The organism is Bradyrhizobium genosp. SA-4 str. CB756 (assembly GCF_000473125.1).
GTDB lineage: Bacteria > Pseudomonadota > Alphaproteobacteria > Rhizobiales > Xanthobacteraceae > Bradyrhizobium > Bradyrhizobium arachidis.
The window spans coordinates 859,623-883,430 of the sequence record NZ_KI421499.1 but is presented as its reverse complement, the minus strand read 5'-3'; the positions used below and the strand labels follow the sequence as shown (position 1 = coordinate 883,430).

The 23,808-nt window shown below is 65.0% G+C and carries 21 protein-coding genes; 11 read left to right on the top strand and 10 right to left on the bottom strand.

What is annotated here, in order from left to right; all coding sequences use genetic code 11:
• Position 1: 1 nt before the first annotated feature.
• Positions 2–772, bottom strand: coding sequence for an enoyl-CoA hydratase/isomerase family protein (locus BRAGE_RS0104205; RefSeq protein WP_027564597.1), 771 nt, complete (start codon positions 770–772; stop codon positions 2–4).
• A gap of 189 nt (positions 773–961) precedes the next feature.
• Between BRAGE_RS0104205 and BRAGE_RS0104200 the strand changes: the two genes are divergently transcribed.
• A complete protein-coding gene (locus BRAGE_RS0104200; RefSeq protein WP_027564598.1) occupies positions 962–1,939 on the top strand; it encodes a tripartite tricarboxylate transporter substrate binding protein in 978 nt (325 codons plus the stop codon).
• Positions 1,940–1,960: 21 nt separating this feature from the next.
• Here BRAGE_RS0104200 and BRAGE_RS0104195 read toward each other — a convergent pair whose 3' ends face one another.
• Entirely contained in the window at positions 1,961–2,635 is a 675-nt protein-coding gene (locus BRAGE_RS0104195) for a TetR/AcrR family transcriptional regulator (RefSeq protein WP_027564599.1), read from the bottom strand.
• A gap of 98 nt (positions 2,636–2,733) precedes the next feature.
• Here BRAGE_RS0104195 and BRAGE_RS0104190 point away from each other — a divergent pair, with 98 nt between their 5' ends.
• Positions 2,734–3,618: an SMP-30/gluconolactonase/LRE family protein gene (locus BRAGE_RS0104190; protein WP_027564600.1), complete on the top strand. Its 885-nt coding sequence runs from the start codon at positions 2,734–2,736 to the stop codon at positions 3,616–3,618.
• 11 nt (positions 3,619–3,629) lie between these two features.
• On the opposite strand, the gene BRAGE_RS0104185 is transcribed toward BRAGE_RS0104190, so the two are convergent.
• Positions 3,630–4,547: a LysR family transcriptional regulator gene (locus BRAGE_RS0104185; protein ID WP_027564601.1), complete on the bottom strand. Its 918-nt coding sequence runs from the start codon at positions 4,545–4,547 to the stop codon at positions 3,630–3,632.
• A 123-nt stretch (positions 4,548–4,670) separates the two neighbouring features.
• Here BRAGE_RS0104185 and BRAGE_RS0104180 point away from each other — a divergent pair, with 123 nt between their 5' ends.
• The 3 genes from BRAGE_RS0104180 to BRAGE_RS0104170 all read left to right on the top strand — a co-directional run bounded on the left by BRAGE_RS0104180 (position 4,671) and on the right by BRAGE_RS0104170 (position 6,721).
• Entirely contained in the window at positions 4,671–5,753 is a 1,083-nt protein-coding gene (locus BRAGE_RS0104180) for an LLM class flavin-dependent oxidoreductase (RefSeq protein ID WP_027564602.1), read from the top strand.
• Positions 5,754–5,805: 52 nt separating this feature from the next.
• Complete coding sequence (locus tag BRAGE_RS0104175) at positions 5,806–6,300, top strand: flavin reductase family protein (RefSeq protein ID WP_027564603.1); 495 nt, start codon at positions 5,806–5,808, stop codon at positions 6,298–6,300.
• A 124-nt stretch (positions 6,301–6,424) separates the two neighbouring features.
• Positions 6,425–6,721 carry a hypothetical protein gene (locus tag BRAGE_RS0104170; RefSeq protein WP_027564604.1) on the top strand — a complete coding sequence of 99 codons (297 nt, stop codon included), beginning with the start codon at positions 6,425–6,427 and terminating at the stop codon, positions 6,719–6,721.
• 10 nt (positions 6,722–6,731) lie between these two features.
• On the opposite strand, the gene BRAGE_RS47745 is transcribed toward BRAGE_RS0104170, so the two are convergent.
• A complete protein-coding gene (locus tag BRAGE_RS47745; protein ID WP_141263130.1) occupies positions 6,732–7,172 on the bottom strand; it encodes a general secretion pathway protein GspN in 441 nt (146 codons plus the stop codon).
• Positions 7,173–7,720: 548 nt separating this feature from the next.
• Here BRAGE_RS47745 and BRAGE_RS0104160 point away from each other — a divergent pair.
• A complete protein-coding gene (locus BRAGE_RS0104160) occupies positions 7,721–9,958 on the top strand; it encodes a TonB-dependent receptor (protein WP_051377685.1) in 2,238 nt (745 codons plus the stop codon).
• Positions 9,959–10,109: 151 nt separating this feature from the next.
• Positions 10,110–12,743 carry a spermidine synthase gene (locus BRAGE_RS0104155; protein WP_027564606.1) on the top strand — a complete coding sequence of 878 codons (2,634 nt, stop codon included), beginning with the start codon at positions 10,110–10,112 and terminating at the stop codon, positions 12,741–12,743.
• A gap of 9 nt (positions 12,744–12,752) precedes the next feature.
• On the opposite strand, the gene BRAGE_RS0104150 is transcribed toward BRAGE_RS0104155, so the two are convergent.
• The 3 genes from BRAGE_RS0104150 to BRAGE_RS0104140 all read right to left on the bottom strand — a co-directional run bounded on the left by BRAGE_RS0104150 (position 12,753) and on the right by BRAGE_RS0104140 (position 15,925).
• A complete protein-coding gene (locus BRAGE_RS0104150) occupies positions 12,753–13,376 on the bottom strand; it encodes a putative 2OG-Fe(II) oxygenase (RefSeq protein WP_027564607.1) in 624 nt (207 codons plus the stop codon).
• A 90-nt stretch (positions 13,377–13,466) separates the two neighbouring features.
• A complete protein-coding gene (locus BRAGE_RS0104145) occupies positions 13,467–13,862 on the bottom strand; it encodes a hypothetical protein (RefSeq protein ID WP_322596971.1) in 396 nt (131 codons plus the stop codon).
• A 38-nt stretch (positions 13,863–13,900) separates the two neighbouring features.
• Positions 13,901–15,925: a hypothetical protein gene (locus BRAGE_RS0104140; RefSeq protein ID WP_027564609.1), complete on the bottom strand. Its 2,025-nt coding sequence runs from the start codon at positions 15,923–15,925 to the stop codon at positions 13,901–13,903.
• 445 nt (positions 15,926–16,370) lie between these two features.
• Between BRAGE_RS0104140 and BRAGE_RS0104135 the strand changes: the two genes are divergently transcribed.
• Genes BRAGE_RS0104135 through BRAGE_RS0104120 form a run of 4 tightly spaced genes read left to right on the top strand, consistent with a single transcriptional unit; the run spans position 16,371 to position 19,357 of the window.
• On the top strand, positions 16,371–17,132 hold the full coding sequence (locus BRAGE_RS0104135; RefSeq protein ID WP_322596972.1) for a peptidylprolyl isomerase: 762 nt from the start codon (positions 16,371–16,373) through the stop codon (positions 17,130–17,132).
• Positions 17,129–18,121 (top strand): HupE/UreJ family protein, encoded by a 993-nt coding sequence (locus tag BRAGE_RS0104130; protein WP_027564611.1) that lies wholly within the window; start codon positions 17,129–17,131, stop codon positions 18,119–18,121. The genes BRAGE_RS0104135 and BRAGE_RS0104130 overlap by 4 nt, the downstream gene beginning before the upstream one ends.
• A gap of 16 nt (positions 18,122–18,137) precedes the next feature.
• Complete coding sequence (locus BRAGE_RS0104125) at positions 18,138–18,743, top strand: HupE/UreJ family protein (RefSeq protein WP_027564612.1); 606 nt, start codon at positions 18,138–18,140, stop codon at positions 18,741–18,743.
• The gene (locus BRAGE_RS0104120; RefSeq protein ID WP_027564613.1) at positions 18,740–19,357 is read left to right on the top strand and encodes a HupE/UreJ family protein; all 618 of its coding nucleotides are present in this window, start codon (positions 18,740–18,742) and stop codon (positions 19,355–19,357) included. Before BRAGE_RS0104125 ends, BRAGE_RS0104120 begins: the two co-directional genes overlap by 4 nt.
• Before the next feature lie 156 nt (positions 19,358–19,513).
• Here BRAGE_RS0104120 and BRAGE_RS0104115 read toward each other — a convergent pair whose 3' ends face one another.
• The 3 genes from BRAGE_RS0104115 to BRAGE_RS0104105 are packed head-to-tail and all read right to left on the bottom strand — an operon-like array spanning position 19,514 to position 23,781.
• Positions 19,514–20,710, bottom strand: a complete 1,197-nt coding sequence (locus BRAGE_RS0104115; RefSeq protein ID WP_027564614.1) for a CaiB/BaiF CoA transferase family protein — start codon at positions 20,708–20,710, stop codon at positions 19,514–19,516.
• A 10-nt stretch (positions 20,711–20,720) separates the two neighbouring features.
• Entirely contained in the window at positions 20,721–22,922 is a 2,202-nt protein-coding gene (locus BRAGE_RS0104110; protein WP_231164096.1) for an acyl-CoA dehydrogenase, read from the bottom strand.
• A 49-nt stretch (positions 22,923–22,971) separates the two neighbouring features.
• Complete coding sequence (locus BRAGE_RS0104105; RefSeq protein ID WP_027564616.1) at positions 22,972–23,781, bottom strand: enoyl-CoA hydratase/isomerase family protein; 810 nt, start codon at positions 23,779–23,781, stop codon at positions 22,972–22,974.
• Between the last annotated feature and the right edge of the window lie 27 nt (positions 23,782–23,808).

The window sequence follows — 23,808 nt, the reverse complement described above, 5'->3', positions numbered from 1 at the left end:
CTCAGCGCCCCTTGAACACCGGCGCGCGCTTCTCCAGGAACGCCATGCGCGCCTCCTTGGCGTCCTCGGTCTTGGACAGGGCCATGGTGATGTTCTGCTCGAAGCGGTAGGCATCGCGCGGCGGCATCAGCTCGACCATGTTCGCCGCGTTCTTGGCGTATTCCATCGCGATCGGGCTCTTGGACGCGATCTCACGCGCGAGCTTCATCGCCTCGGGGAGCAGGTTCTCCTTGGTGGTGCAGGCCTCGATAATGCCGAGCCGATAGAGTTCGGCGGCCGGCACCCGATAGCCGGTGAAGAACATGCGACGCATCAGCGAGCGGCCAAATATCGTATTCAGCATCGCAGCACCGCCGGCGAGACCGACATTGATCTCGGGCATGCCGAAGACAGCTTCCTCGCAGGCGTAGAAGATGTCGCAGGAGGCCATCAGGCCCACACCCGCGCCGAGCGCGACGCCGTTGATCGCCGCGATGACGGGCTTGGCGCATTCACGGATGCAATTGCCGGTCTCGCGCGTGATGCGGTTATGGCTGTGAAACGCGCCGATCTTGGTCGGGTCCGGCCGGTCCTTCAGATCCGCACCGCTGCAGAACACCTTGCCGGCGCCGGTCAGGATCGCGACCCTGACGTCCTGGCGCTCGGAAATCTCGTCGAACACCGCCACGATGCGGTCGCGCATTGCGCGATCGAGCGCATTCACCGGAGGCCGGTTCAGCGTCACCAGCGCGATGTTGTCGGACACTTCGAGGGTGACGATATCTCCTGACATTGGGCTTCCTCCTGGCTTCTGTTCGTCTTGCTTGGGGCCGTATCGCTACGCCTGACCGATCGGTCAGCTTTTTGTGCTGATAACACCAACCGCACCTGCTTGCAATATCCTCTCGCGCTCCTATTGACCGACCGATCGGTCAGCCGCTAGGTTCACGGCAAGCAAGAATGACCTTGAGGAGGATTTTCCATGCCCAGGATCAGCCGACGCCAGGCGACAGCTCTGATCGCCGGCGCCCTCGCCGCGCCGCTTGGCGCACCCGCAATCGTCAGGGCGCGAGCGTCGCAGATTTTCATCATCGTGCCCTATGCGCCGGGCGGTTCGATCGACAGCCTGATGCGCTCGATCGCAAAGGCGATGGCGGAAAACCTCGATCAACCCGTCCTCGTCGACAACAAGCCCGGCGCCAACGGCATCGTCGGATCGCAATATGTGGCGCGCGCGCCGAAGGACGGCTCGGTCCTCCTGGCCGGCGGCACCGGGCCGATTTCGCTGAACGTGCTGCTACGCAAGAACCTGCCCTACAAGCTCGAGGATTTCGCCTCTGTCGCCATGCTCTGCAACGGGCCGCTGTCGCTGACCGTGAACGCGCGGACGCCAGCCACCGACGTCAAGAGCTTCGTCGCCTACGCCAAGGGCCGCGACAAGCCGCTGTTCTACGCCACGCTAGGCCCGGGCAGCGTCACGCATCTGTTCGGGATCATGATGGGCAAGTCGATGGGATTTTCCGTCACCGAGGTTGCCTATCGCAACAATCCGGCCTCCATCATGGAGACGCTGTCGGGAGAGTGCGATCTCAATTTCGCAACGCCCGCCGCCGTTATCGAGCACGCGCGCGGTGGTCAGCTCCGCATTCTCGCGGTGTCCTCGGAAAAGCGCATGGCAAGCTTTCCCGAGATACCGACGCTGGCCGAATCCAGCCATCCCGACCTCACGGCGTCGTTCTGGACCGCGCTGCACGCGCCCGCCGGCACGCCGCGCGACGTCATCGCGCGGCTGAATGCGGCAGCGAACGCCGCGATGCAGAAGGCGGAGATTGCAAAGCAGCTCGATACCGATGGCCTGATGGTCGACACCGGCGCGCCGGAACGGCTCGACGCCCAACTGACCAAGGATGCCGCGCTCTGGGGACCGGTGATCAAGGCGCAGAACATCGTTCTGGAATGAGGCGCGGCCGCCGCTCGCCGGTCAGCGCGACTTGCGCCGGCCGGCCTTGGGCGGCTCAGCCCCAGGAAGCTCGACAAGTTCGCCGCTGCGCAGACCATTGAAGATCATGTCGAAGAAAATGTCCGCGATCTGCTCGGGGGTTGCGGACTTGTTGGGATTGTACCAGCGATGCATCCAGTTCAGCGAGGACAGGATCAGCCGGCCGGTCATGGGCACATCGACCTTGCGGATCTCGCCGGCATCGATGGCTTCCTGGATCAGGCCGCGCAGAAAGTTCTCGAAGCGGTCGCGCCGCGTCAGCCGTTCCTTGTGCCGGTGCCGGTCGGGATCGTTCCAGAAGGCGGTCGTCGAAGCGATCCAGGCCCAGCGGTAGCGGCGGAAATATTCCGCCGTGGCGACCATGAACGCGCGGATCTTCTGCGACGGCGGCCCGTCGGGAATGCGATCGCGCACAAACAGATAGAGCTCCAGCGTCGAGCCGACCGCCACGCGCGCGTAGATCTCGTCCTTGTTGGAGAAATGATGGTAGAGCAGCGACTTGGAGATACCGCAGGCGAGCGCGATGTCGCGCATCGAGGTTCCTTCGAATCCCTTGCTGGCGAACAGCCGGCCGGCCTCGGCGAGGATCTGAAGCACGCGATCAGAGGCCTCGGCCTGGTTCGCAACGCCATCCTTCATCGTTGACAGTTCAGTCATGAACTCCGCAATCCATTCATCAGCCAGCGAGTCTTTAGAATGAAACTAGGTTTTCACCGACCGATCGGTCAAGCCCGGCGATTCCCATGCGAGGAACCATGAGCATGGTACGGATCACGCGCGTCGGCACGACCAGGGACCAGCTCGGCGAGAGCCCGGTGTGGGACGAGCGCAGGCAGCGCCTGTTCTGGATCGATTCCCTCGCCGGATTGATTCGCACGCTCGATCCCGTCACCGGCGCTATCGACGAATTCGGCGCTCCCGCGCCAATCGGCTCATTGGCGTTGCGAGGCGACGGCGGCGCGGTGCTGGCGCTGCGCCATGGATTTGCGCACCTTGATTTCGACACGCGCGCGCTGACCGACGGTCCCTCGATCGGGCTCGACCACGCCAAGGTGCGGCTGAACGACGGCAAGGCCGATCCCCATGGATGCTTCGTGGCAGGCACGATGCACGGCGACCGCGCCCAGGAGGAGGCGCCGCTCGGCGGTCTCTATCGGCTGGACGCATCGGGCGCGCTGGAGCTGCTGGACACCGATCTCGCGGTCAGCAACGGGCCGTGCTTCAGTCTGGACGGACGGACGTTCTATCTCGCCGACAGCGCAAGACGGATCATCTGGGCCTATGACTACAGTCCGGACGGTCCGCCCGCGAACAAGCGCGTCTTCGTCGATACCGAGGCGCAAGGGTCCGGATGCGACGGTGCAACGGTCGATGCGGAAGGCTGTCTCTGGTCGGTGCTGGTGCGCATCGGCAAGATCGCGCGGTTCGCACCGGATGGGACAATGGTGCGGACGATCGACATGCCGGTCCGTCACCCCACCAGCGTGGCCTTCGGCGGGCCCGATCTCGATGTTCTCTACGTGACCTCGATCTCGCGCAGCCACGCGCTCGGTGACGATCACCCCGATGCCGGCGGGCTGTTCGCGGTCGAAGGCCTCGGCGTCCGCGGCCTGCCGGCGCACAGGTTTGGCCCCGACTGAGCGCCTCTGCTCTAGTGCGCCGACCTCTTGATCTGCTTCGGCACGTTCTCCGCCATGTAGTCCACAAAGACTCTGATCTTCTCCGGCAGATAGCTGCTCTGGAGAAACGTCGCGTAGATTCCTTCGTCGAAGGTGGAATTCGTCACCCGGAAGCCGGGCAACAGACGGACCAGGCGCCTGCTCTTCAATTCCTCCGCCACAGTGTAATCGTCGAGCAGCGCGATACCGTGCCCGGTGACGGCGAGATCGCACAACACCACGCCGTTGTTGCTGCTGAGGGACGACGGTACGACGATCTCGCGCAAATTGTTCCTGCGCATGAACTTCCAGACCACATCGTCCGGGCCCATCCAGTAGGTCAGGCAATGATGGCGGGTGATGTCTTCCGGTTCGCGCAACTTCGGCATCCGGCCGACATAGTCCGGTGAGGCCACGAGAATCCGCTCGCTCCGCAGCAGCCTTCGCTGCATGAGGCCTGGGTCCTTCGCTGCCTGGATCTGGAAGTCGACGTCGAATTCATCTTCGCGAAGCTGAGGGCGCCGCTCGGACAGACGCAGCTCCAACTTCAGCTCCGGATAGAGCTTTTGAAAGCCCGGGATCAGGGGCGAGAGCACCTTGATGCCGAACAGCGTCCGCGAGTGCACGCGCAGCGTTCCGCGCGGTGCGGTCTGGAGCGAGAGCGCTGCAGCCTCGGCATCCTCGATGCCGTGCAGCACCTGCTCGGTGCGCTGGAAGAAAATCTTGCCCGCATCGGTCAAGCCGAGATGGCGCGTGCTGCGGTTCAAAAGCTGCACGCCGAGCTGCGCCTCGAGCTCGCCGATGTAGCGCGACACCGACGCCGGCGAGAGCCCGACGCGGCGCCCGGCCGCCGAAAAGCTGCCCTCACGGACGGCGCTGACGAACAATTCCATGGCCTGGAGGCGATTCATCGATCTTTTCAGATTTTGCAAAAGACATGCTCAGATTACGCCAATTGTTCGAAAAAGCTCAAGGCCATAATCTCATGAGAACGCGTCGCAAGAGCGACCGCAATTGGGTGGAGGAGGCAACCGATGGAATTCGGCGTATTCATTCTGGCGCAGCAGCGCGGTTATCATCAGACCTCACAGCAGGTGATCAACAACGCCGTCGAGCAGACCGTTGCCGCCGAGCATGCCGGCTTCGATACGGCCTGGTATGCCGAGCACCATTTCAACAATTACAGCCTGTGTCCTTCGCCGCTGATGATGGTCGCGCATTGCGCGGGCCTCACTAAGCGCATCCGCCTCGGTTCGGCCGTCTGCGTGCTGCCGCTCTACAACCCGGCGCGACTGCTCGGCGAAATCGGCTTTGCCGACATTGTCTCGAACGGGCGCCTCGATCTCGGCATCGGCTCGGGCTACCAGAAATTCGAGTTCGACCGCTTCGGCGTCGACCTCGACCATTCGCATGCGCTGTTCGCCGAGTTCTACGACGTGCTCCAGGCCGGCATGCGCGAGCGCATCTTCTCCTATTCCGGCGAGCACCTGAAGATGCCGCCGACGGCGATCGCGGTGCGCACGGTGCAGAAACCGATGCCGCCGATCTGGGTCACGTCCGGCCACGGCGAGACGCTCGGCCGCGCCATTCGCGACAACCACAACCTCTTCGTCACCGCGCTCTTGAACGGCCTCGACGCAATCAAGGCCTTGCGCGAACGTCTCGAGGGAATCGCGGCCAAGGAAGGCCGCTCCATCGACGATACGCATTTCGGCTTCCTGCGCTGTGCCTATGCCAGCGACAATGACAGCGAGATCCAGTCCTATCTCGACAACGCGCGCTTCCAGCGCCGGCTCTCCGAAAGCCTGAAGTTCCGCCGCGCCCAGAGCGACGACGGCTACCTGATCAAGGAGGAAGCCGGACCGAACGACATGAGCCTGGAGACGATGCGCAGCAACCTGCCGGTCGGCAGCGTCAACCAGGTGATCGACCGCATGCTGGAAGAGACCAGCATTCTCAAGCCGACCCACATCGCGCTGCAGACCCAGCTCGGCGACTTCGATCAGCGCACGATGCTGCGCCAGATCGAATTGTGGGGCAGCAGGATCATTCCCGCGATCCGGAAGGAGCTGAAATCCGGTCGCGGCAAAGTCGCGGGCGAAGCGGTTTCGGCATAGCTCAGCGCGAGCGCAGGCCCGGAGGTACGTCATGGGATGTCAGATCTCGCAGATGACCGATTTCCACTCCGTCGAAGCCGCCGAATTCCGGCTGGCCATGCGTAATCTCGCGAGCGGCGTAGCGATCGTTGCGACGGGAACGGAAACCACACGGCGCGGGCTGACGGTCAGCTCCGTCACCTCGCTGTGCATGGACCCGCCCTGTCTGCTCGTCGGCGTCAACTCGAGCTCCGAAACGCACGCCGCCATCCTCGCCAACGGCCGCTTCGGAGTGAGCCTCCTTGGCCGGGGTCAGGAAGATCTGGCGCTGCGTTTCGCCGGCGGCATCAAGGGCCTCGAGCGCTTCGCGACGGCGCCGTGGGAGCAAGGTGTCCTCGACGTGCCGCTGCTCGAACCGGCGATCGGCGCGCTGGAATGCGTGCTACATCACCACCAGGTGGTCGGCACGCACGGTCTCTTCATCGGCAGGATCGTGGCGACGCGCGGCGGGAACGGCGATCCCCTCGTCAATTTCCAGGGCGCGCTACGCGCCTTGCCGCAAGCCTAGAGCGCGATGAGATCAGGATGAATCGTCATCGCGCTTTAGGGTATTGTTTGAGCATGATCTTCTCGGAAAACCGCTGCGCACTTGGATCACGCTCTAGCCGGGCATCGCACGAGGGAGCGGCGTCGTGATCATCGAATGCTTCGAGGGTAGCATCGTCCGGCTGACGGAGCCGATGGACTTCCGCAGGTTCAAGCTGGTGCTGCATGCCGGCGCCCGGCCCGAAACGCAGGGCTGGAAAGGGATCACGCTGCTCGACGAGCGCGATGCGCTTGTCGCGATCGATCTCGTGCCGACCCTGACCGGCCGTCCTGACGATGCGAGCTGGGACCAGCGCTACGCCGAGATGGTGACCAAGGCCCGCGAGCATGGCTGGATCGACGCCGAGCGAGCCGCGATCCGGGCTCATATCGAACGCGCGTAAACCAACTCACCTAATCGTACTGCGCCGTGTGCGAGCTTCCGCGCTTTGCGGTGCTTTCCGCAACCGCCGACACGTTTGCGGACGCGCCCTGGCCCGTCTTCGTGAGCTCCAAGGTCTCGGTCAGCTCGCCGCGCGCCATGATCACCTCCCGGCGATGCACCGAAAGAAGTTTCCAGCCCTGATAGTCGCCGTCGAGCTTGAGGCGCAGTGTGGTCTTGCTGTCCTCGTCGACAAAAATCCCGACACTCTGGTCGCCGCCGATGACCGTTCCGACCAGCACCAGATGCAACTCGGCCTGCGGCGGGCCGGACGGCGTTGGCGGTGGCGGCGCGCTCGACGCGGCGACCGAAGCCACGGGCGGTGGCGGGCGCCGCGAGGCCGAGAAGATCGGTCGCTCGCCCGTCTCCGACAACGTTGCGAGCGGCACCGCCCAAAGCGGATTGCCCTTCATCGCCTCCCGCTTGACTGGCGAGGCTGATCGCGCCGCAGGGCCGACGGCCGATGCCGGTGTTGCGGGAACTTCCGGAAGCGGGCGGTCAGGCGCCGGCACGAGGTAGGCTGGCGCGTCGGCATCCGAAAAATCCGACGGCAGCGCAAAGGTCGGAGCGGAAACGGCAAGCAATGCCGCCAGCATGGGCGCGAACCATGCCGAGATCCGCCGTATCGCCCGATGTGCTCGCATGCCCCTCGTCATCAGCCAATTGCCAGCAGTACAAGTTTCTCAGTCACGGAAAGCTGGCGGCCTGCATATGCAGGACAGGCAGCGCCGAGGGAAGCAAGGCTTATCGGTTACCGATGTGACAACCGTGCGAAGCGGCGATTACCTTGCCCGATGTTTCAACGGCTTATCCGACTGCAACGGCGCAGAGATGAATTTGAGCGTCCAAGCCGCCGGCAATGCGCCTTTTTGGTTGTAACTGTAACAATTCGCTACTCGCAATGGCCGCCTGAGGTCTAGTATGATATTGTTGCTGGATCGTCATACTCACCTGCCATAGTATGGCCATTGGACTGCAATGGTTGTCGTGCGGAGATATCGTGGTGCGTAGGGTCTTGTTGCGGGTGTTTTCCGCCGCCGCATCGTCCACCCTGTGCGCGTTCCCGGCTCCGGCCCATGAGAGCAGCTCGGCCGCACCCGCCGAGCTTCCGCCGGTCACCATTGCGGCGGCAGACCATCAGCATCCCAAACGACACGCTCGCAAAAAACCGCGGAAGGACCTTGGTGTGCACAGCCAGACTGCCGCTCGCGCGGACAGCCAGGCCGAGGGCGGCGGTGCGGCCGGCGCAGCGCCGGCCGGTTCGACCGCCTTGCAACCCACTGCCGCCAGCGCAATACGCATCAGCGGCGCGCAGGTGAACGCTATCCCGTTCTCGCGCCCCGGCGAGGCGCTGGAAGTGGTGCCGGGCCTGATCGTCACGCAGCATTCCGGCGAGGGTAAAGCCAACCAGTATTTCCTGCGCGGCTTCAATCTCGATCACGGCACCGATCTTGCGATCAGTGTCGACGGCATGCCCGTCAACATGCCGACCCACGGTCATGGGCAAGGCTATGCCGATATCAACTTCCTGATCCCGGAGCTGATCAAATCGGTCAACGTCCGCAAGGGACCGTATTTCGCCGACCAGGGCGACTTCGCATCCGCCGGCGCCGTGGCGATCGACTATGTCAACAAGCTGCCGCACAATTTCGCGGAGATGACCTTCGGCAGCTTCGGCTATCGGCGCGCACTGGCGGCGGGATCGACCCGCGTCGGCGACGGCACGCTGCTGACGGCGTTCGAAGCCAACAAGTATGACGGGCCGTGGGACGTGGCCGACGATGTCCGCAAGCTGAATGGCGTCATGCGCTACAGCCAGGGCACCGCGACCGACGGCCTGACGCTGACGGCGATGGCCTATTCCAACGGCTGGAATTCGACCGATCAGGTCCCGCAACGCGCGATCGACCAGGGCCTGATCAGCCGTCTCGGCACACTCGATCCGACCGATGGCGGCACCTCCAGCCGGTTCAGCCTGTCGAGCAACTGGGCGCAGTCGAGCCAGTACGGGCAGACCAATGTCAGCGCCTATGTCGTGCGCTCCGACCTGCGGCTGTTCAACAACTTCACGTACTTCCTCGACAATCCCGTCAATGGCGACCAGTTCAGCCAGCTCGACGGTCGTACGCTCGGCGGCTTCGATGCGCGCCATACGTTCGACTGGCGCTTTGCCGGCCTCGAATCGCAGACCCGCGTCGGCCTGCAGAGCCGCTACGACGACATCCATGTCGGCCTGTTCAAGACCGAGCAGCGCAATTGGCTGTCGACCGTGCGCGACGACCGTGTGCAGGAGGGCAATGTCGGCCTCTGGACCGATACGACCACGCACTGGAACGACTGGCTGCACACCACGGCCGGCATCCGCGAGGATTTCTTCGCCGGACACGTCTTCAGCGATACGCCGCAGAATTCGGGCAACGCGCAGGCCTCGATGGCGAGCCCGAAGGCCGGCATCGTGCTCGGCCCCTGGTACAAGACCGAGTTCTACGGCAATGCCGGCTACGGCCTGCACAGCAACGACATCCGCGGCGCGACGATCACCGTCGATCCCAACGACAAGGTGACCCCGCTCGACCGCGTGCCGCTGCTGGTGCGCTCGCGCGGCGCCGAACTCGGTATCCGTACCAAGGTGATCGAGGGCCTCACCAGCTCGCTGGCAGTGTTCGTGCTCGACTTCGACTCCGAGCTGTTGTTCGTCGGGGACGCCGGCACCACCGAGCCGAGCCGGCCCAGCCGCCGCGTCGGCGTCGAGTGGACGAACGAGTACAAGCCCCTGCCGTGGATGACGATCGATCTCGACGTCGCGCAGACCCACGCGCGCTTCACCGATTTCGACCCCGCCGGATCCCGAATCCCCGGCGCACCGGCGTGGGTCGCAAGCAGCGCGATCACGCTGGGCGGCGACACCGGCTGGTTCGGCAGCCTGAAGGCGCGCTATTTCGGTCCGCGTCCGCTCATCGAGGACGACAGCGTCCGTTCGCGGTCGTCGTTGATCTTCAATGCACGCGCCGGCTACAGGTTCGACAATGGCGTGAAGGTGCAGCTCGACGTGCTCAACCTCTTCAACGCCCAGACCAACCAGATCGAATATTACTATCTGTCCCGCCTGCCGGGAGAGCCCATCGACGGCGTCGCTGACCGTCACGTCCATCCGGCTGAGCCGCTTGCGGTGCGGCTGACGGTGGCGGCGAGATTCTGATCGCACCGGCAATAGGCACTGACCGGCCGTCACAAATCCTGAAAAAATCTGACATAGAGCAAATGCTCTGATCGGCCCTGAGAACGACGGCCGATGCAAAGCGCTCAGCTTGCCTCGCGCAAGCGGTCGCGTTCGAACAGGAGTGAGGGAAATGCAATCTGAGCCGGACAGCATCGCGATCGCTTCGGCTGGCCGGTTCGCGGGCGCGGTCCAGAGCGAGACCGCACCGGCGCGCGCGCGTCCGGTTGCAGGCCGCGCCTGGGCTCTCGTGCCGATCGTGACGGCGTCGGGCTTTGCGGGCCTCGGCTACGAGATCGTGTGGACGCGCCAGTTGAGCCTTGTGCTGGGCACCGAGATGATGGCGGTGCTTGGGGTCATCGCCGGGTTCTTCGGCGGCCTAGCTCTCGGCGCGTTCGCGCTCGATCGGCCGATCCGCCGCGCGACATCGCCATGGCGCGTCTATGCGATGCTCGAAGCCGTCATCGCCGTGTGGGGCTTGATCAGCGTCTGGTTGCTGCCCGCAGCGGGTCGTGCTCTGGCCCCCCTACTCGGCACCGAGCCGTCGCCTGCCCTGCTCTGGGCCGGCAGCCTGGCGCTGCCGACCCTCGTGCTGCTGCCGGCAACGATGGCGATGGGCGGAACCCTGGCCGCGCTGGAACGGTTGATGCGGGACGCGCGTGGCGAAGCCCGCGTCACGGCCGGTGTCTACGGCGCGAATACGGCCGGGGCTCTGGCCGGCACGCTCGTCTCGACATTCCTCCTGATCCCGGCGCTAGGATTTTCGGGCACGTTGCTCTGCCTCGCGGCTGTCAATGCGCTCTGCGCGCTTGGCGCGCTTGCGCTCGGATCGCCAGCAGCCAAGGCCGATGCTGAGGAACGCCGGCCGGAACGCATCCGCGATGTGCGGCTCACCATCACCTTGTTCGCCACGGGACTGCTCGGAATCACCTTCGAGGTCCTTGTGGTCCGGCTCGCCGCGCAGGTGATGGAGGACACTGTCTACACGTTCGCTGGGCTGCTCGCCGCCTATCTGCTCGGCACCGCGGCGGGGAGCCTGCTCTGGCAGCGATCCGGGCGCGATGCGGGGGATGAAAACCTCCGCGGCCTGCTCGCGGCAACCGCACTCGCCTGCATCGCGACCGCGGCGCTTGCACCCTATGCCGGCCGTCTGGTCGAGACCCTATCCTCGGCGGATATCTTCGGTGAGCTGGCCGTCGCGATCGCGCTGTTCCTGGTCCCCGCCACCGCCATGGGCGCACTGTTCGGCCTGCTGGCGCAGCGTGTGAGCGATCAGCGCGGCTCGGTCGGAGCGGCGGTCGGCATCAACAGCCTTGGCGCCTGCATCGCGCCGCTGCTGGCGGCGCAATTCCTGATTCCGGCCCTTGGTGCCTGGACGGCGCTGCTTGCCGTTGCGATCGGCTATCTGCTGCTGCTGCCGCCCGGCCGATCGGCGCTGCTGTGGTCCGCGGTACCGGCGATCGCCGCGCTCATCCTGTGGCTCAATCCTGCGCCATCATTGACGCGCGTGCCGCCGGGTGGAGCGCTGCTGGCGGTGCGTGAAGGGCCGATGGCGACCGCCAGCGTGGTCGATGACGCCGCGGGCGTGCGCTACCTCGAGATCAACGGCCACTTCCGCATGGGCGGAACGAGCTCGACGCGCTCCGATTACCGGCAGGCGATGCTGCCGCTGCTGCTGCACGAAGCCCCGCACCACGCCCTGTTCCTGGGCATCGGTACCGGCGCCACCATGGTCGGCGGCGCGCAGATGCCCGGCGTCAGCGTGCGCGCGGTCGAGCTCTCCCGCGAGGTGGTGGAGCTCTTGCCCTGGTTCGTCAATCCGCCGCCAACCTCAGCGCCGCTTGTGACGGTGGCGGATGCCCGCCGCTACGTCGCTGCGGACACCGGCCAGCACGACGTGATCATCGCCGACCTGTTTCATCCCGCGCTAGACGGCAGCGGCGCGCTCTACACCGTGGAGCATTTCGCAGCCGTGAAACGGCGCCTCGCGCCCGGCGGGATCTTCTGCCAATGGCTGCCGCTGTACCAGCTCGACATGCCGTCGCTGCGCGCCATCGTCCGCGGTTTTCTCGAGATCTATCCCGACGGCGCGGCCTGGCTCAATCACTACAGCGTCCGCACACCGATGCTTGCGCTGATCGGAACGCGGGACGGCGGCCATCTCGACACCGACGCGCTGGCTGCACGACTTCGCGATCCCGCCATCGCGCCCGTCGTTCGACCGCTCGGATTCGAGGCGCCGATCGATATCCTCGGCCAGTATGTGGCAGGCCCGCACGCCCTCTCCGCCTTCGCCGGCGAGGGTCCGCGCAACACCGACGATTATCCGTTCGTGACCTTCGATGCGCGCCGAAACGTCCGTGCGCTCACGGCAGCACCCTGGTCACTGCTGCTTGCCGTCACGAAGGAGATTCGCCCGGATCCGAATGAACTCCTCGCCCGCGCAGCCGAGCGCGACGCGCTGGGCACGCGCCTCAATGCCTACTGGGCCGCGCGCAACCGCTTTCTCGAGGCCGGTGCATCTCTGCCAGGCGATCCGCGCGGAGCCGCGCTGATCGACGCGGCCGCGCCTGGCCTCATCGACGCGCTTCGCCTGAGCGCCGAGTTCGATCCGGCCTATGGGCCGCTGATGGGGATGGCAAAATCCCTGCTCGGCTCGGACCGCGCGACCGCCGCACGCCTGCTGCGCAGGATCAATGAGGCGGCGCCGTCCCGCCGCGAGGCAAGAGACCTGCTGCTTCGCGAGTTCGGCCTGAGAAACGAGTGATCGACGGCCTCACGGCGCGAAGTTGATGCGATAGCCCCAGCAGTCCAGATGGTCCGGAATCGCGTTGAAGGCGATCGTGATCCGCTGTCCGCCCGGATTTCGCGGGACCTCGTGGTAGAGATAGCTCGGGAACAGCACGAGATCGCCGGGCTCGGCCTCCGGCAAGACGTATTTACCCGCATTGAACGGCCCGAGGGCAGCACTGCGCGTGTGGTGGCGGAAGGAGAAGTCGGAGCCACCGGGCGGCCGCACGAACACCGTCTTGCACGCCGCGTGTGACGGCGTGAGATAGAAGATGCCGGACACGAAACTGTTGGCATGGGAATGCAGCGTCTGGTTTCCGCCGGTCTCGAGCATGTTGGTCCACATCTCCTTGACCGTCCAGCGCAGCTGCTCGCCGAACAGCAGGACGCCGAAATCGACCAGCTTCGGCATGGCAAGCTCGGCGATCTGGCGAAACAGCTCGTTGTCGCGGGGATCGGCGACCTCGGTGTGAAACAGCTGGCCCGAGCGCAGATTGCCTTCGATCTTGGTGCTGCGGATCGCGGTGACGGCGGCCTCGTTCAGCGACGGCGGCAGCAGCCCAGGCGAGCGCATGAGGGGAATCGGGAAAAGCGGCTCGATCTGATCCATGTCGCGACATCTACCTGTTGGTGAAGCTCGGCCAACAATGCGCGGGGAAAGATGACGCTGCGATGACAGCGCGCAAGATCTCCGCTCCCGCTACTCGTTGGGCTTGAGCACTCTCAGCTGCTCGCCCGGCTGCAGCTCATGGCGCCGTTCGCGCACCTCGTCGGAGGCACGCGCGGCCATATCGACGCATTCGTCGAACTCGCCATTGCCGGCTTCGACCAGCGCCTGGTGCAAATGCCGCTCGGCAAAGTAGCGGGACAGATGATCCGGCGGCAGATCGGCCGCCAATGCGCGCGCCTCCGCAACCGCGGCGTTGCAGTCTTCCCGGGTGGGCTCGTCCGAGGCAGGCACCGCACCGGAGGTGGCTAGGGCGCAGCCGAAGCCGGCAAGGAGGAACGAGAGCGTGCAGATCGAGATACGGAGCAGATACATCGAGGTCGTGCTGTCGGACTTGCGCATTGCGAAAGAAAGTACGGCGGGACGCATTTGTCATGCGCCCCGCCGGATGGCCTCAAATCATCGCGTTAGTGGTGGTCGTGATGATGATCGTCGTGATCATGGTCGTGATGATCGTGATCATGATCGTTGTCCGCGCGCTGCCCGAGCCGGCGAGCCAGCTCGGCATTGGTCTCGACCAGCAGCTTCGGCGAACGTTCCGGCCGCACGAAGATCGGGTTGGCGTAGAACCAGACGTTCGAGTAGGCCTGAACGTCGTGGGTCACCTTCTTGGCGCCGTTCACCGTTTCGAGATGCGCGGGGCAAGCCGGATCGGTGCAGCTGACCAGCGCGTTGTTGGCGTCGACCAGCGGGTTGCCGGCGGTGTCGCTGACGTTGGGGGTGCCGTTCGGAATGTTGGTTCCGCGCGCGCGGATGTAGAACGGCGTATTGCCGGCGGTGAACGTCGTCGTGAACTTCAGGCGGACAGCGCCATGGTCCCGATGCTCGCGATGCATCTGCTTCGCCAGGATCTGCTGGGCGATGGTCGCCGTCGGATTGTACACGATCGCCGCACCAGCCGTACCGGCCGCATTCGGAACCGCATAGCCGGCCGCATCGGGCGCGACCACGCCGGTGATCTTGCCGGTGATGAGGTCGACGTGGTCGAGCGACGGCTTGTTCAGCGGTTGCTTGATGCCGACGGGCAGCAGCAGCGGGTTGTTGAAGCTGTAGGGCGCGTTGTTCTCGGCCGGGACGGTCATCTCCATCTCGACCGTCACCTTGTCGCCCGGCCGCACGACCAGCGTCTCGCCCATCGTCTTCCAGTCGTCGCCACGCGCCTTGGCGCGGAACACCAGATCCGGTCCGATGAGGTCGGCGTTGACCGAGTACGAGTTGCCCGAACGCATGCCGTCGACGACGTGCTGCGACGAGAACCGTCCGGCATTCGGAACGTACAGCTTGGTGTACTCGCCGGGGATGAAGTCGGCCGTCGTGAAGGAATCACGCGCACCGCCCGCACCGCGGCTATGCCAGTCGGAGCTCACGAAGATGAAGAAGTTGCGGCCTTCGCCGAGCAGACCGTCCCAGAGGCCGCCGACCTTCGCGGTGTAGATGCCGCTCATGCCGTAAGTGCCGCCGCCGACCGCGCCGGTCGTGTACGAGCCGGAGCCGCCGGTGGCGCCGCCTTCAGCGAAGTGACCGGGCGATTCGATGCCGAATGCCACCGTCGGGCCCGCGTTGTTGAAGTCGCGGAAGTGCTCGATGTTGTAGCCCTTGTTGGCGGTCGCGCTGAACGGACCCTGGCGTTCGGTGTGGGTCGGGATGACGTAGGATTGCAGCGGATAGTTCTGCTGCAGCCACTTGATGCCGGTGAGCGCCTTCTGGTGACCCGCAGTGCCCGTGTTGTTGACGTTGTCCTTGCCGGGCCAGAGCTGGTTGCCGCCGGCGTCGATGGTGGGACCGATCGCATCGGTGTCGGCACGGTCGAAGCGGTATTCGAATTCCGCCATCTTGTCCGCGTTGCCGGACTTGCGCGGGTGCTTCGGGTGCTGTCCGGTGATCACGGCGACGTCGACGTGCTCATGGCCGGGCGCGATCCACTCGAGACCTTCGATCAGCACCTTATCGTAGGTGTTGGTGCGATTGACGATGGTCGGATACTCGACCTCGCGGATCGACTGCCAGCGCCACATCTGCGCGCCGCTGCCGGTGCCGTTCGGGGTGCCCTTCAGGCTGCTGATGGTGATGCCGTCGATGGTCTGACCGAGCGTCTGGCTCCAGGTCGTCGTGGTCTGTCCCGGAAGATTGGCGCTGGTGTCGCTGAAGCGGCAGTCGCGGTTGCCGGAACCGCCGTGGTTGCCGAGCGTGAACCAGTCGAGATCGAAGTTGTTTCCGCCGGCAGACGCGGTGCCGCGGCCGACCGCGCGGTCGATCGTGTAGCCGGCTGCGACCGAACCATCGGTACAGGTGTTGTGGTTGTGCATGTCACCGGCAACATAGGGATTGCCGCGGCGCTCGCCGCGCCCCCAGTCGTCGGCTGCAGCGCTCTGCGTCAGCGCCAAGGTTGCCGATGCTGCAGTCAACAGGATCGTCTTGCCGGATGGAAACATCTATCGCCCCTCGTGTCATATATCGAGAAAATTCGTCAGAGGTGCGGGGAGTTGAGAGCCGTTTGGCTCATCCGCGTGCGCGGCTCCCTGCACGCGGCGATACTGGCCAGAGTTACGATACAGCTTCGTGAAGGATTTGTGTTTGACCGCGACAACTGCGCGCTGCATGTGCGGCATCTTGTCTCTTGCGTTTTCCCATTGCATTTTTCTTCGCCGCATGAGCGATAGAGGATGACAGATGAAAAGCACTGCCGCATAAGACGCGGCGAACGCGCGTGCCAAGAAAGTTTGTGACAACCGTATGTCAATGCCAGCGACACCAGTTGAAGTGCAGCCCTTTCCGATATCGCGTATCGAAGGTTCAGACCCGAATGATATCGCGCATGGAGCAACGAAGTCCTCGCGTTCGTTCGTCTCGACACTGGTGCGGCTCTCGCGTGAGCCTTTGCTGCACTTCACGTTGTTAGGGGCGATCATCTTCGGCATCGACGCGGTGCTGCATCCGCCGGCCAAGGACGAAAAGGTCATCACCGTCACCAAGGCGATGCGGCAGTCCTTCATCGACAATTTCGACGAGGACAAGGAACGCGCTCCTTCCGAGGCGCAGCTCCAGAAGATGATCGATAGCTGGGTCGCGAGCGAGATTCTCTATCGCGAAGGCAAGGCGCTTGCCGTGGATCGCGGCGATGAGACGATCCGCGACCGGGTCGCCTACAAGATGCAATTGCTAATCTTCGATCAGATCCGCGTGCCGCGTCCCACCGACGAGCAGCTGCAAGCATGGTTCGCGGAAAATCACGCCCGCTTCGACGAGCCTGAGCGCGTCTCATTCTACATCACCCCGCCGACGGATCAGGAGACGGCGCAACGTCAGCTCGACGACATCACCCAGCAGCGCGAATCCGAGGAGTTGCAGAAGCTCACGCGCGCCATCCTCGGCCGCCCCGTCGAGAGTCTCTCCGCATCCTTTGGCGACAGCTTCCGTGACGGATTGCTGGCGATGCCGCAGGGCGAGTGGAAACTGTTGCAGTCCAAGGATGGCTGGCACGTCGCCCGGCTGGATTCGCGCCAGGCCGGAAACCTTGCCAGTCTCGACAGCGTTCGGGATGAGGCCGCCAGGAACTGGCACACGGAGGAAACCCGCAAGCGCGCCTGGGAAGCGGTCAAGCGGCTCAAGGCATCCTATCAAGTGCGGAACGAGCCGTGACCGCGATTCGATATTTGCGGCTGGCGCTGCTGGCCTTGACCTTCGCGCTGGCTGTGCTGATCCGGCCGTCGGCGCTTCATGCGCATGAAGCGGCGATGGGCGTGCTCGAATTCCGCGAGGTTCGGCCCGGCGCCTTCGTCGGCCGCTGGAGCATAGAGCCGTCGATCGGCGCCTCGCGGGTCGACCTGCGGGTGCCGCCGCATTGCTTCCTGCGCCTGCCCGAGATGAACTGCGGCCAGAAGGGGCTGATTGGTCCGATCACCATCACCAATCTCGGCTCCAACATGTCGGTCGTCCTGATCAAGGTCATCCCAATCGAGGGCGAGCCGCGCAGCTACACCATCTCGACGGCCAATCCCGTCGTCTCCGTGCTCGGTACCGGCGCGCCGACGCTCGAGACCTGGATCGAGCTGGCCAAGACTTATGTGAATTACGGTATCGATCACATTCTGCTCGGCGCCGATCATCTGCTGTTCGTGCTCGGCCTGATCTGGATCGTCGGCGGCGGCTGGCGGCTGGTGAAGACCATCACCGCCTTCACGATCGGGCACAGCGCTTCGCTGGCCGCGGCGGCATTCGGCCTGATCGGCGTGCCGGAACGCCCGCTCAACGCCTGCATCGCGTTGAGCATCGCCTTCGTCGGGGTGGAGATCGTCAAGCAGCAACGCGGCGAGATCGGGCTCACCGCGCGTTATCCCTGGATGGTTGCCTTCAGCTTCGGTCTGGTTCACGGCATCGGCTTCGCGAGCGCGCTGGCGGGACTTGGGCTCGAACACCGCCTGCTGCCGGCGGCGCTGCTGTTCTTCAACATCGGCGTGGAGATCGGACAGCTTGCCTTCGTGCTGCTGGTGCTTGCATTGATCTGGGCGCATCGGCGGCTCGATGCCGTCGTGCCGCGCTGGGGCGAGGCGCTGCCGGCCTATCTCATCGGGTCGGTGTCGATGTTCTGGTTCTTCGGCCGTCTGGCGCGCGTGTTCGCCGTGATCTGAGCGAGAGTCGCACATGATGTCTTTACGCGTTTCCCGAGCCCTCACGATCGCAATCGCTTCGTTCGCACTGGCGCAACCGGCCTTCGCGCACGAGCAGGCTGGCGTGGCCGGCGGCCTCGCCAGCGGCCTGCTGCATCCGGTCACCGGCATCGACCATCTGATTGCCATGGTGGCTGTCGGGATCTGGGGCGCGCAGCTCGGCGCGCCCGCCATCTGGATCCTGCCGATCACGTTCCCGCTCGTCATGGCGATCGGCGGGGTGCTGGGCGTGCTGCATGTTCCGCTGCCGATGCCCGAGCTGATGATTGCCATTTCCGCCGTGATCCTCGGTGTCGCTGTCGCGGCCCGGCTGCGCCTGCCCTTTGCTGTGGCCGCCGTGATCGTCGCGATCTTCGCGATCTTCCATGGACATGCGCACGGCGCCGAGCTTCCCCGCGCGGCGAATGCGCTGGCCTACGGCGTCGGCTTCGTCACCGCCACCGGCCTGCTGCATCTCTGCGGCATCATGATCGGCACGTTGACGCGCTGGCCCGCCGGCGAGCGCATCATTCAGGGACTTGGCGCCGGCATCGCCGGGATCGGCTGCTACTTCCTCGCACAGGGTCTCGGAGCCGTCGCATGAGATCGCACCTTGCACGGGCCTTGATCGCCACAGCGTTGCTGCTGACCGGGGCGAACGCAGCTGAGGCCCATATCGTCGCGGCCCGCCTCGGTGATTTCTACATGGGAGCCTCGCACCCGCTCACCGATCTTCAGGATGTCCTGCTCTGGACCGCGACCGGCGTGCTGGCAGGCACGCTTGGCGCCACCAAAGGGCGCTGGCTCATCCTGGTGTTTCCGCTCGGCCTGTTGGCCGGGCTGCCGCTCGCGTCCTTCTTCGGCGCGGCCGCGACGCAGCTCGCCGACGCGACCATGATGCTTGCGATCGGCATGCTGCTCGCAGCAGCCGCGCAAGTTCCCACCGTCGTGCTGTGCGCAATTGCGTTCGCGGTCGCCGTGATACGGGGCGCGGCGAACGGCGCCGAGCTCGGGCCCGAGACCGATCGGCTGCTGTTTGCGGCAGGCCTCGCCTGTGTGGGCTACACAGTGATCACGCTGACGATGGCGCTGACCGCCATGTTCAGGCAAACGCTGCCCGACAATTCAGCATCCTGGCGGTTCATCGCCGTTCGCGCCCTCGGAGGCTGGATCGCTGCGATCGGCCTGATGATGGCAAGCCTCGCTCTCGCGACGTGAGCGGACCGCAAGCGATCGCGACACTGGCGTGACTGAAAAGGCCGCGACCGATCTCGCTGCGATCCCGTCAGACCTTGGATATTGGGCACCAACGTAGCCTCACGAGGGACAGCTCGCGGCGCACCCATGCCACGCCGTTCGTCACCTGAAGGTCGGCTAGTCCGCCGTCGTTCCAAATGCTCCTGCCCGGGCAAGGTCGGCAATTGCCCCCGCCGAAAGGCCGAGGACGCGCGAGAGCACCTCATCGCGATGAGCACCAATCGCGGGGATTTCCCGCTGCATCGAAGTGGCCGCCGCACCCGACATCTTCCAGGGCGCGTTTACTCCCATGAACTCCCCTGCTCCGTCAGCAATCGTCTCGAATACGCCGCGTTGCAGAAGATGCGGATCGGTGAACGCCGCGCCGGGATCGCGATACTCGGCGGCGGGCACGCCGGCCTTACCCAGCGCGTCCATGCATTCGCGGACGGAATGTCGCTCGGTCCATTTCTCGACGACCTGCATCATCGCGGTCCAGTTCGCGCCACGTCCCGGCACCGTCTTGAAGCGGGGATCATCGGCGAGCTCATTCTGCCCCGTTACCTCGCAGAGCGCGGCAAAGTTTCGCGGCGTGATCGGCGCGATCAGGACATCGCCATCGACGGCGCGTACCGGCCCATAAGCCGCGCGCGGCACGGGGCTCGGGAATTGCGCCTCCTGCAGTTCATAGACCAGCAGGTTCAGCATGCAGTCCATCAATGCAACGTCGATCCGCTGCCCCTCGCCCGTTCGTGCGCGCTGGACGAGCGCGGTCTGGATCGCGGCGTAGCCGAAGATGCCGCCGAGCACGTCCGCAACGAAGATCGCGCCGGCGGCCGGGCGATCGCGGTCGCCCGCATAGCGCATCAGGGATCGATCGAAGCCACTTTCGGCATGGACGATCATGGCGTAGGCCGCCCGCTCGGCCGCAGGGCCGAACTGTCCGTAGCCCGAGATCGAGCAATAGATCAGGCGCGGATTGATTGCGCGCAGAGCGTCGTAGCCGAGGCCGAGGCGATCCATCACGCCCGGCCGGAAATTTTCGACCAGGATGTCCGCCTCCGCGACCAGTCGATGCACTAGGCTGATCGCTTCGGCACTCTTCAGGTCGAGCGCAAGGCTCTGCTTGCCGGCATTGAGCTGACCGAAATAGGCGCTGTGGCCGTCGCGGAGCGGCGTCCGCAACCGCATGTCGTCGCCCTCCGGCGGTTCAATCTTGATCACCTCGGCGCCGACGTCGGCAAGCAACCGCGCGCAATAGGGTCCCGCCAGCATGATCGAAAAATCGAGCACGCGCACACCTTCGAGAGGCCGACTCGCGGTTTGCTGCTGCATGCGGTTGCTCCTATCTGGGCAGCCCAAGCCCGCGCTGGGCGATCAGGCTGCGCTGGATTTCGTTGGTGCCGATGCTGATGACCCACATCAGCGAGTGCCGAAGGTTCTGCTCGAACCGGCCGTTGTCGATCGCACCCGGCATCTGCTCCGACAGCGTGGCGCGCATGCCGAGAATCTCGAGCGCAGCCTCGCCGAACCGTTCCATCAATTCGCCGGAGAACACCTTGCTGATCGCGCCGTATTCCGGCGGGGTCACGCCGTCGGCGGCCAGATCGGCGCAATGCATCATCAACTGGCGGCCGACCTCGATCTCGGCCGCCAGCGTCGCCATGCGGTCGCGAACGATCGGGTCATCGGCGAGCGCACGCCCGGTATCGTCCCTTGTCATGACATGACGACGCAATTGCTCGAAGGCGTGGGCGACCTTCAGCACGATGCCGCCGCCGACCAGGCCGCGTTCGAACGCGAGCGCGCCGGTCAGGACCTTCCAGCCGCCGTTGACCTCGCCGACGATGTTCTCGAGGGGAATGCGGACGTTATCGTAGAAGATATTGGCGAAAGTGCCGTCATACATCGTGGTTGCCGGCCGAACCGTGATGCCCTCGGCATCCATCGGCACGATGAACATGCTGATCCCGGCATGCGGCGGCTTGGCATCCTTGTCGGTGCGGGCCGCAAGGAACATGTATTTGCCCCACCAGGTGGTGGTCCAGATTTTCTGGCCGTTGATCACCCAGTGATCGCCGTCGCGCACTGCGCTGGTGCGCAGCGCGGCGAGGTCGGAGCCGGCCTGCGGTTCGCTGTAGCCCATGCCGTGCATGGCTTCGCCCTGCAGGATGTCCGGCAGATAGTTTCGCTGCTGCTCGGGCGTGCCGAACATCATGAGCGCATTGGCCTGGATCGCCGCGCCGATCCGCGGCGCTTCGCCCCGCTCCATCGTCTCCATGAAAGCGATCTGTTCGCGCGGCGAACGCCCTTGGCCGCCGAACTTCTCGGGCCAGCCGAGACCGATCCAGCCGGTCTCGCCGATATCGCGGGCAAAGCCGGCATCGAACTCGCGCCTGGAGAATGGCCGCCGTTCGAACGCGGCCTTCCGTTCTCCGGACCAGTTCTGTTCGAGCCAACCCCTTACCTGCTCGCGCAACGCGTTGCCGGCTGGGCCGAGATCGTACTCGGGCAGGCCCGAGCTATCGGCATCCAGCAAGGACGAGGCCAGCGAGCGCTTGGCATGCGAGGCTCCACCCAGCGCCATCGTGTCGAGATGCACGCGCTTGAAGTGCAGCGGCGCCTCGTGTTCGTCGGCGTAGCCAATGGCTCCGAACGCGTGCTGGGTCTCGAGCAAGGTCCGGCGCAAGGCCTCGCTTGCGAAGGCGACAGCGCAGCTCGCGAAGTGGCGCCAGTCGCGATCGTCCACATCGTGCAGTTTCGCGGCATGATCAACCATCAGGCGCACGCCTTCGAGGGCGATGAGCCCATTCGCAAGCTTGTGCTGGATCGCCTGGAACCTCCCGATCGGCTGGCCGAATTGGTGACGTTCCCTGGCGTAGTCCGTCACCAGCTCGAACGCACGCCGGGCCGCGCCATGCGCCCGCGCGGCCAGCATCAGTTTTCCCTTGGGCAGGAGATCGTCGATGACGCCGTCGTCCAGCGCTATGAAGGACATGGCCGCCGTATTCAGCCGGACCTCGTAAAGGCCCCACGCGCCCATGGCGCGGGTCGGGACCATCTCCACACCTGCTCCATCGAGCGCGACGAGCCCCAGCCTCGACCGATCGATTGCGACGAGCAGATGGGTGCAACTTCCCGCGGTCTCGACAAAGCGGACCAATCCGTCCACACGGCCGTCGGAGGCGCGAAGCGTGCCCACCGCCGGATCGGGATCGAGCGTCCCGAACGAAAACGCCACGCAGGCCGAGCCTGCGTGCAGCGCCTGCAGAAGATCGACAGCAACTTTTGACGGGGAGGTCGAGAGCGCGATATTGGCGAGCACCGCAGACCACAGAGGGGCTGGGCACGCCGCGCGGCCGAGCTCTGCGAGCGCGACCACAGCTTCACGGAGCCCGCCCTCGTCGGGCTTGCCGCCGAGAGTGGCAACACCCTGCCCGACAAGCCTGGTCCATATCCCGGCGATGTCCTGCGGCGCCGGTCCGAGCCTGATACAATTGGCGTTCCATTGCTCGCCGAGAAACCCGCGCAGGGACTCCCGCAGCATGTCCCCGATGTCGTCGTCCGCAGACCCTGCCACGACCATGAGGAGCGACCTAGCCCCGGCCAAATCGCGGCTTGCGCTTCTCCTTGAACGACATCGTCGCCTCCTTGTGGTCCGCGGTCTCGAACGTGACCTGCTCGAGCGCCATTGACGCCTCGAGCAGCATGTTGACGCGGTCCTTGACGATCTGATTGATCGACAGCTTGGTCCAGCGGATTGCCCAGGTCGGACCGTTGGCGAGCTCGATGGCGATTTCGCGTGCCTTGGTCAGGACCTCCGCGCGCGGCACGACGTGATTGACCAGCCCGATGCGCTCGGCTTCGACGCCCTTCAGGAGCGTCCCGCGGATCAGGAATTCCTTGGCCTTGTTGATGCCGACGAGCAGCGGCCAGATCACCGTGCCGCCGTCACCCGCGACCAGACCGACGCGCGAGACGTGCGTGTCGCCGATCCGGGCGTCGTCCGCCATCACCGTGATGTCGCACAGCAGCGCATGCGTCGCCGCAAGGCCGATGGCATCGCCATTGATGGCGGCGATGATCGGCTTGTCGAGCTCGAGCTGCCGGGTGACGCCGCGGCGGCTGATCATGGGATCGTGCACCTCGCCCTCCTCGAGGACATCGCCTCCCGGGCGCTCGGACATTGCCTTGACGTCGCCGCCGACGCTGAAGAATTCGCCGGCACCCGTCAGCACGACGACGTTGACGGCATGATCATCGGCCAGATCGTCCCAGATCGTCCGCAGCTCACGGATGAGCTTCTGGTTGATCGCGTTGCGCGCCTGCGGGCGGTTCAACGTCACGATTGCGACCTTGTCGGCCACCTCGACCTTCAAGCATTCGTACTTGGCATACTGGGACATGACTTCCTCCGTCTATTTTTCTTGTTC

What these genes read in the sequence shown, in the direction of transcription:
- BRAGE_RS0104205 (WP_027564597.1), bottom strand. Translation starts at nt 772, where the DNA reads ATGTCAGGAGATATCGTCACCCTCGAAGTGTCCGACAACATCGCGCTG.
- BRAGE_RS0104200 (WP_027564598.1), top strand. Translation starts at nt 962, where the DNA reads ATGCCCAGGATCAGCCGACGCCAGGCGACAGCTCTGATCGCCGGCGCC.
- BRAGE_RS0104195 (WP_027564599.1), bottom strand. Translation starts at nt 2,635, where the DNA reads ATGACTGAACTGTCAACGATGAAGGATGGCGTTGCGAACCAGGCCGAG.
- BRAGE_RS0104190 (WP_027564600.1), top strand. Translation starts at nt 2,734, where the DNA reads ATGAGCATGGTACGGATCACGCGCGTCGGCACGACCAGGGACCAGCTC.
- BRAGE_RS0104185 (WP_027564601.1), bottom strand. Translation starts at nt 4,547, where the DNA reads ATGAATCGCCTCCAGGCCATGGAATTGTTCGTCAGCGCCGTCCGTGAG.
- BRAGE_RS0104180 (WP_027564602.1), top strand. Translation starts at nt 4,671, where the DNA reads ATGGAATTCGGCGTATTCATTCTGGCGCAGCAGCGCGGTTATCATCAG.
- BRAGE_RS0104175 (WP_027564603.1), top strand. Translation starts at nt 5,806, where the DNA reads ATGACCGATTTCCACTCCGTCGAAGCCGCCGAATTCCGGCTGGCCATG.
- BRAGE_RS47745 (WP_141263130.1), bottom strand. Translation starts at nt 7,172, where the DNA reads ATGAAGGGCAATCCGCTTTGGGCGGTGCCGCTCGCAACGTTGTCGGAG.
- BRAGE_RS0104160 (WP_051377685.1), top strand. Translation starts at nt 7,721, where the DNA reads ATGGCCATTGGACTGCAATGGTTGTCGTGCGGAGATATCGTGGTGCGT.
- BRAGE_RS0104155 (WP_027564606.1), top strand. Translation starts at nt 10,110, where the DNA reads ATGCAATCTGAGCCGGACAGCATCGCGATCGCTTCGGCTGGCCGGTTC.
- BRAGE_RS0104150 (WP_027564607.1), bottom strand. Translation starts at nt 13,376, where the DNA reads ATGGATCAGATCGAGCCGCTTTTCCCGATTCCCCTCATGCGCTCGCCT.
- BRAGE_RS0104145 (WP_322596971.1), bottom strand. Translation starts at nt 13,862, where the DNA reads ATGCGTCCCGCCGTACTTTCTTTCGCAATGCGCAAGTCCGACAGCACG.
- BRAGE_RS0104140 (WP_027564609.1), bottom strand. Translation starts at nt 15,925, where the DNA reads ATGTTTCCATCCGGCAAGACGATCCTGTTGACTGCAGCATCGGCAACC.
- BRAGE_RS0104125 (WP_027564612.1), top strand. Translation starts at nt 18,138, where the DNA reads ATGTCTTTACGCGTTTCCCGAGCCCTCACGATCGCAATCGCTTCGTTC.
- BRAGE_RS0104120 (WP_027564613.1), top strand. Translation starts at nt 18,740, where the DNA reads ATGAGATCGCACCTTGCACGGGCCTTGATCGCCACAGCGTTGCTGCTG.
- BRAGE_RS0104115 (WP_027564614.1), bottom strand. Translation starts at nt 20,710, where the DNA reads ATGCAGCAGCAAACCGCGAGTCGGCCTCTCGAAGGTGTGCGCGTGCTC.
- BRAGE_RS0104110 (WP_231164096.1), bottom strand. Translation starts at nt 22,922, where the DNA reads ATGCTGCGGGAGTCCCTGCGCGGGTTTCTCGGCGAGCAATGGAACGCC.
- BRAGE_RS0104105 (WP_027564616.1), bottom strand. Translation starts at nt 23,781, where the DNA reads ATGTCCCAGTATGCCAAGTACGAATGCTTGAAGGTCGAGGTGGCCGAC.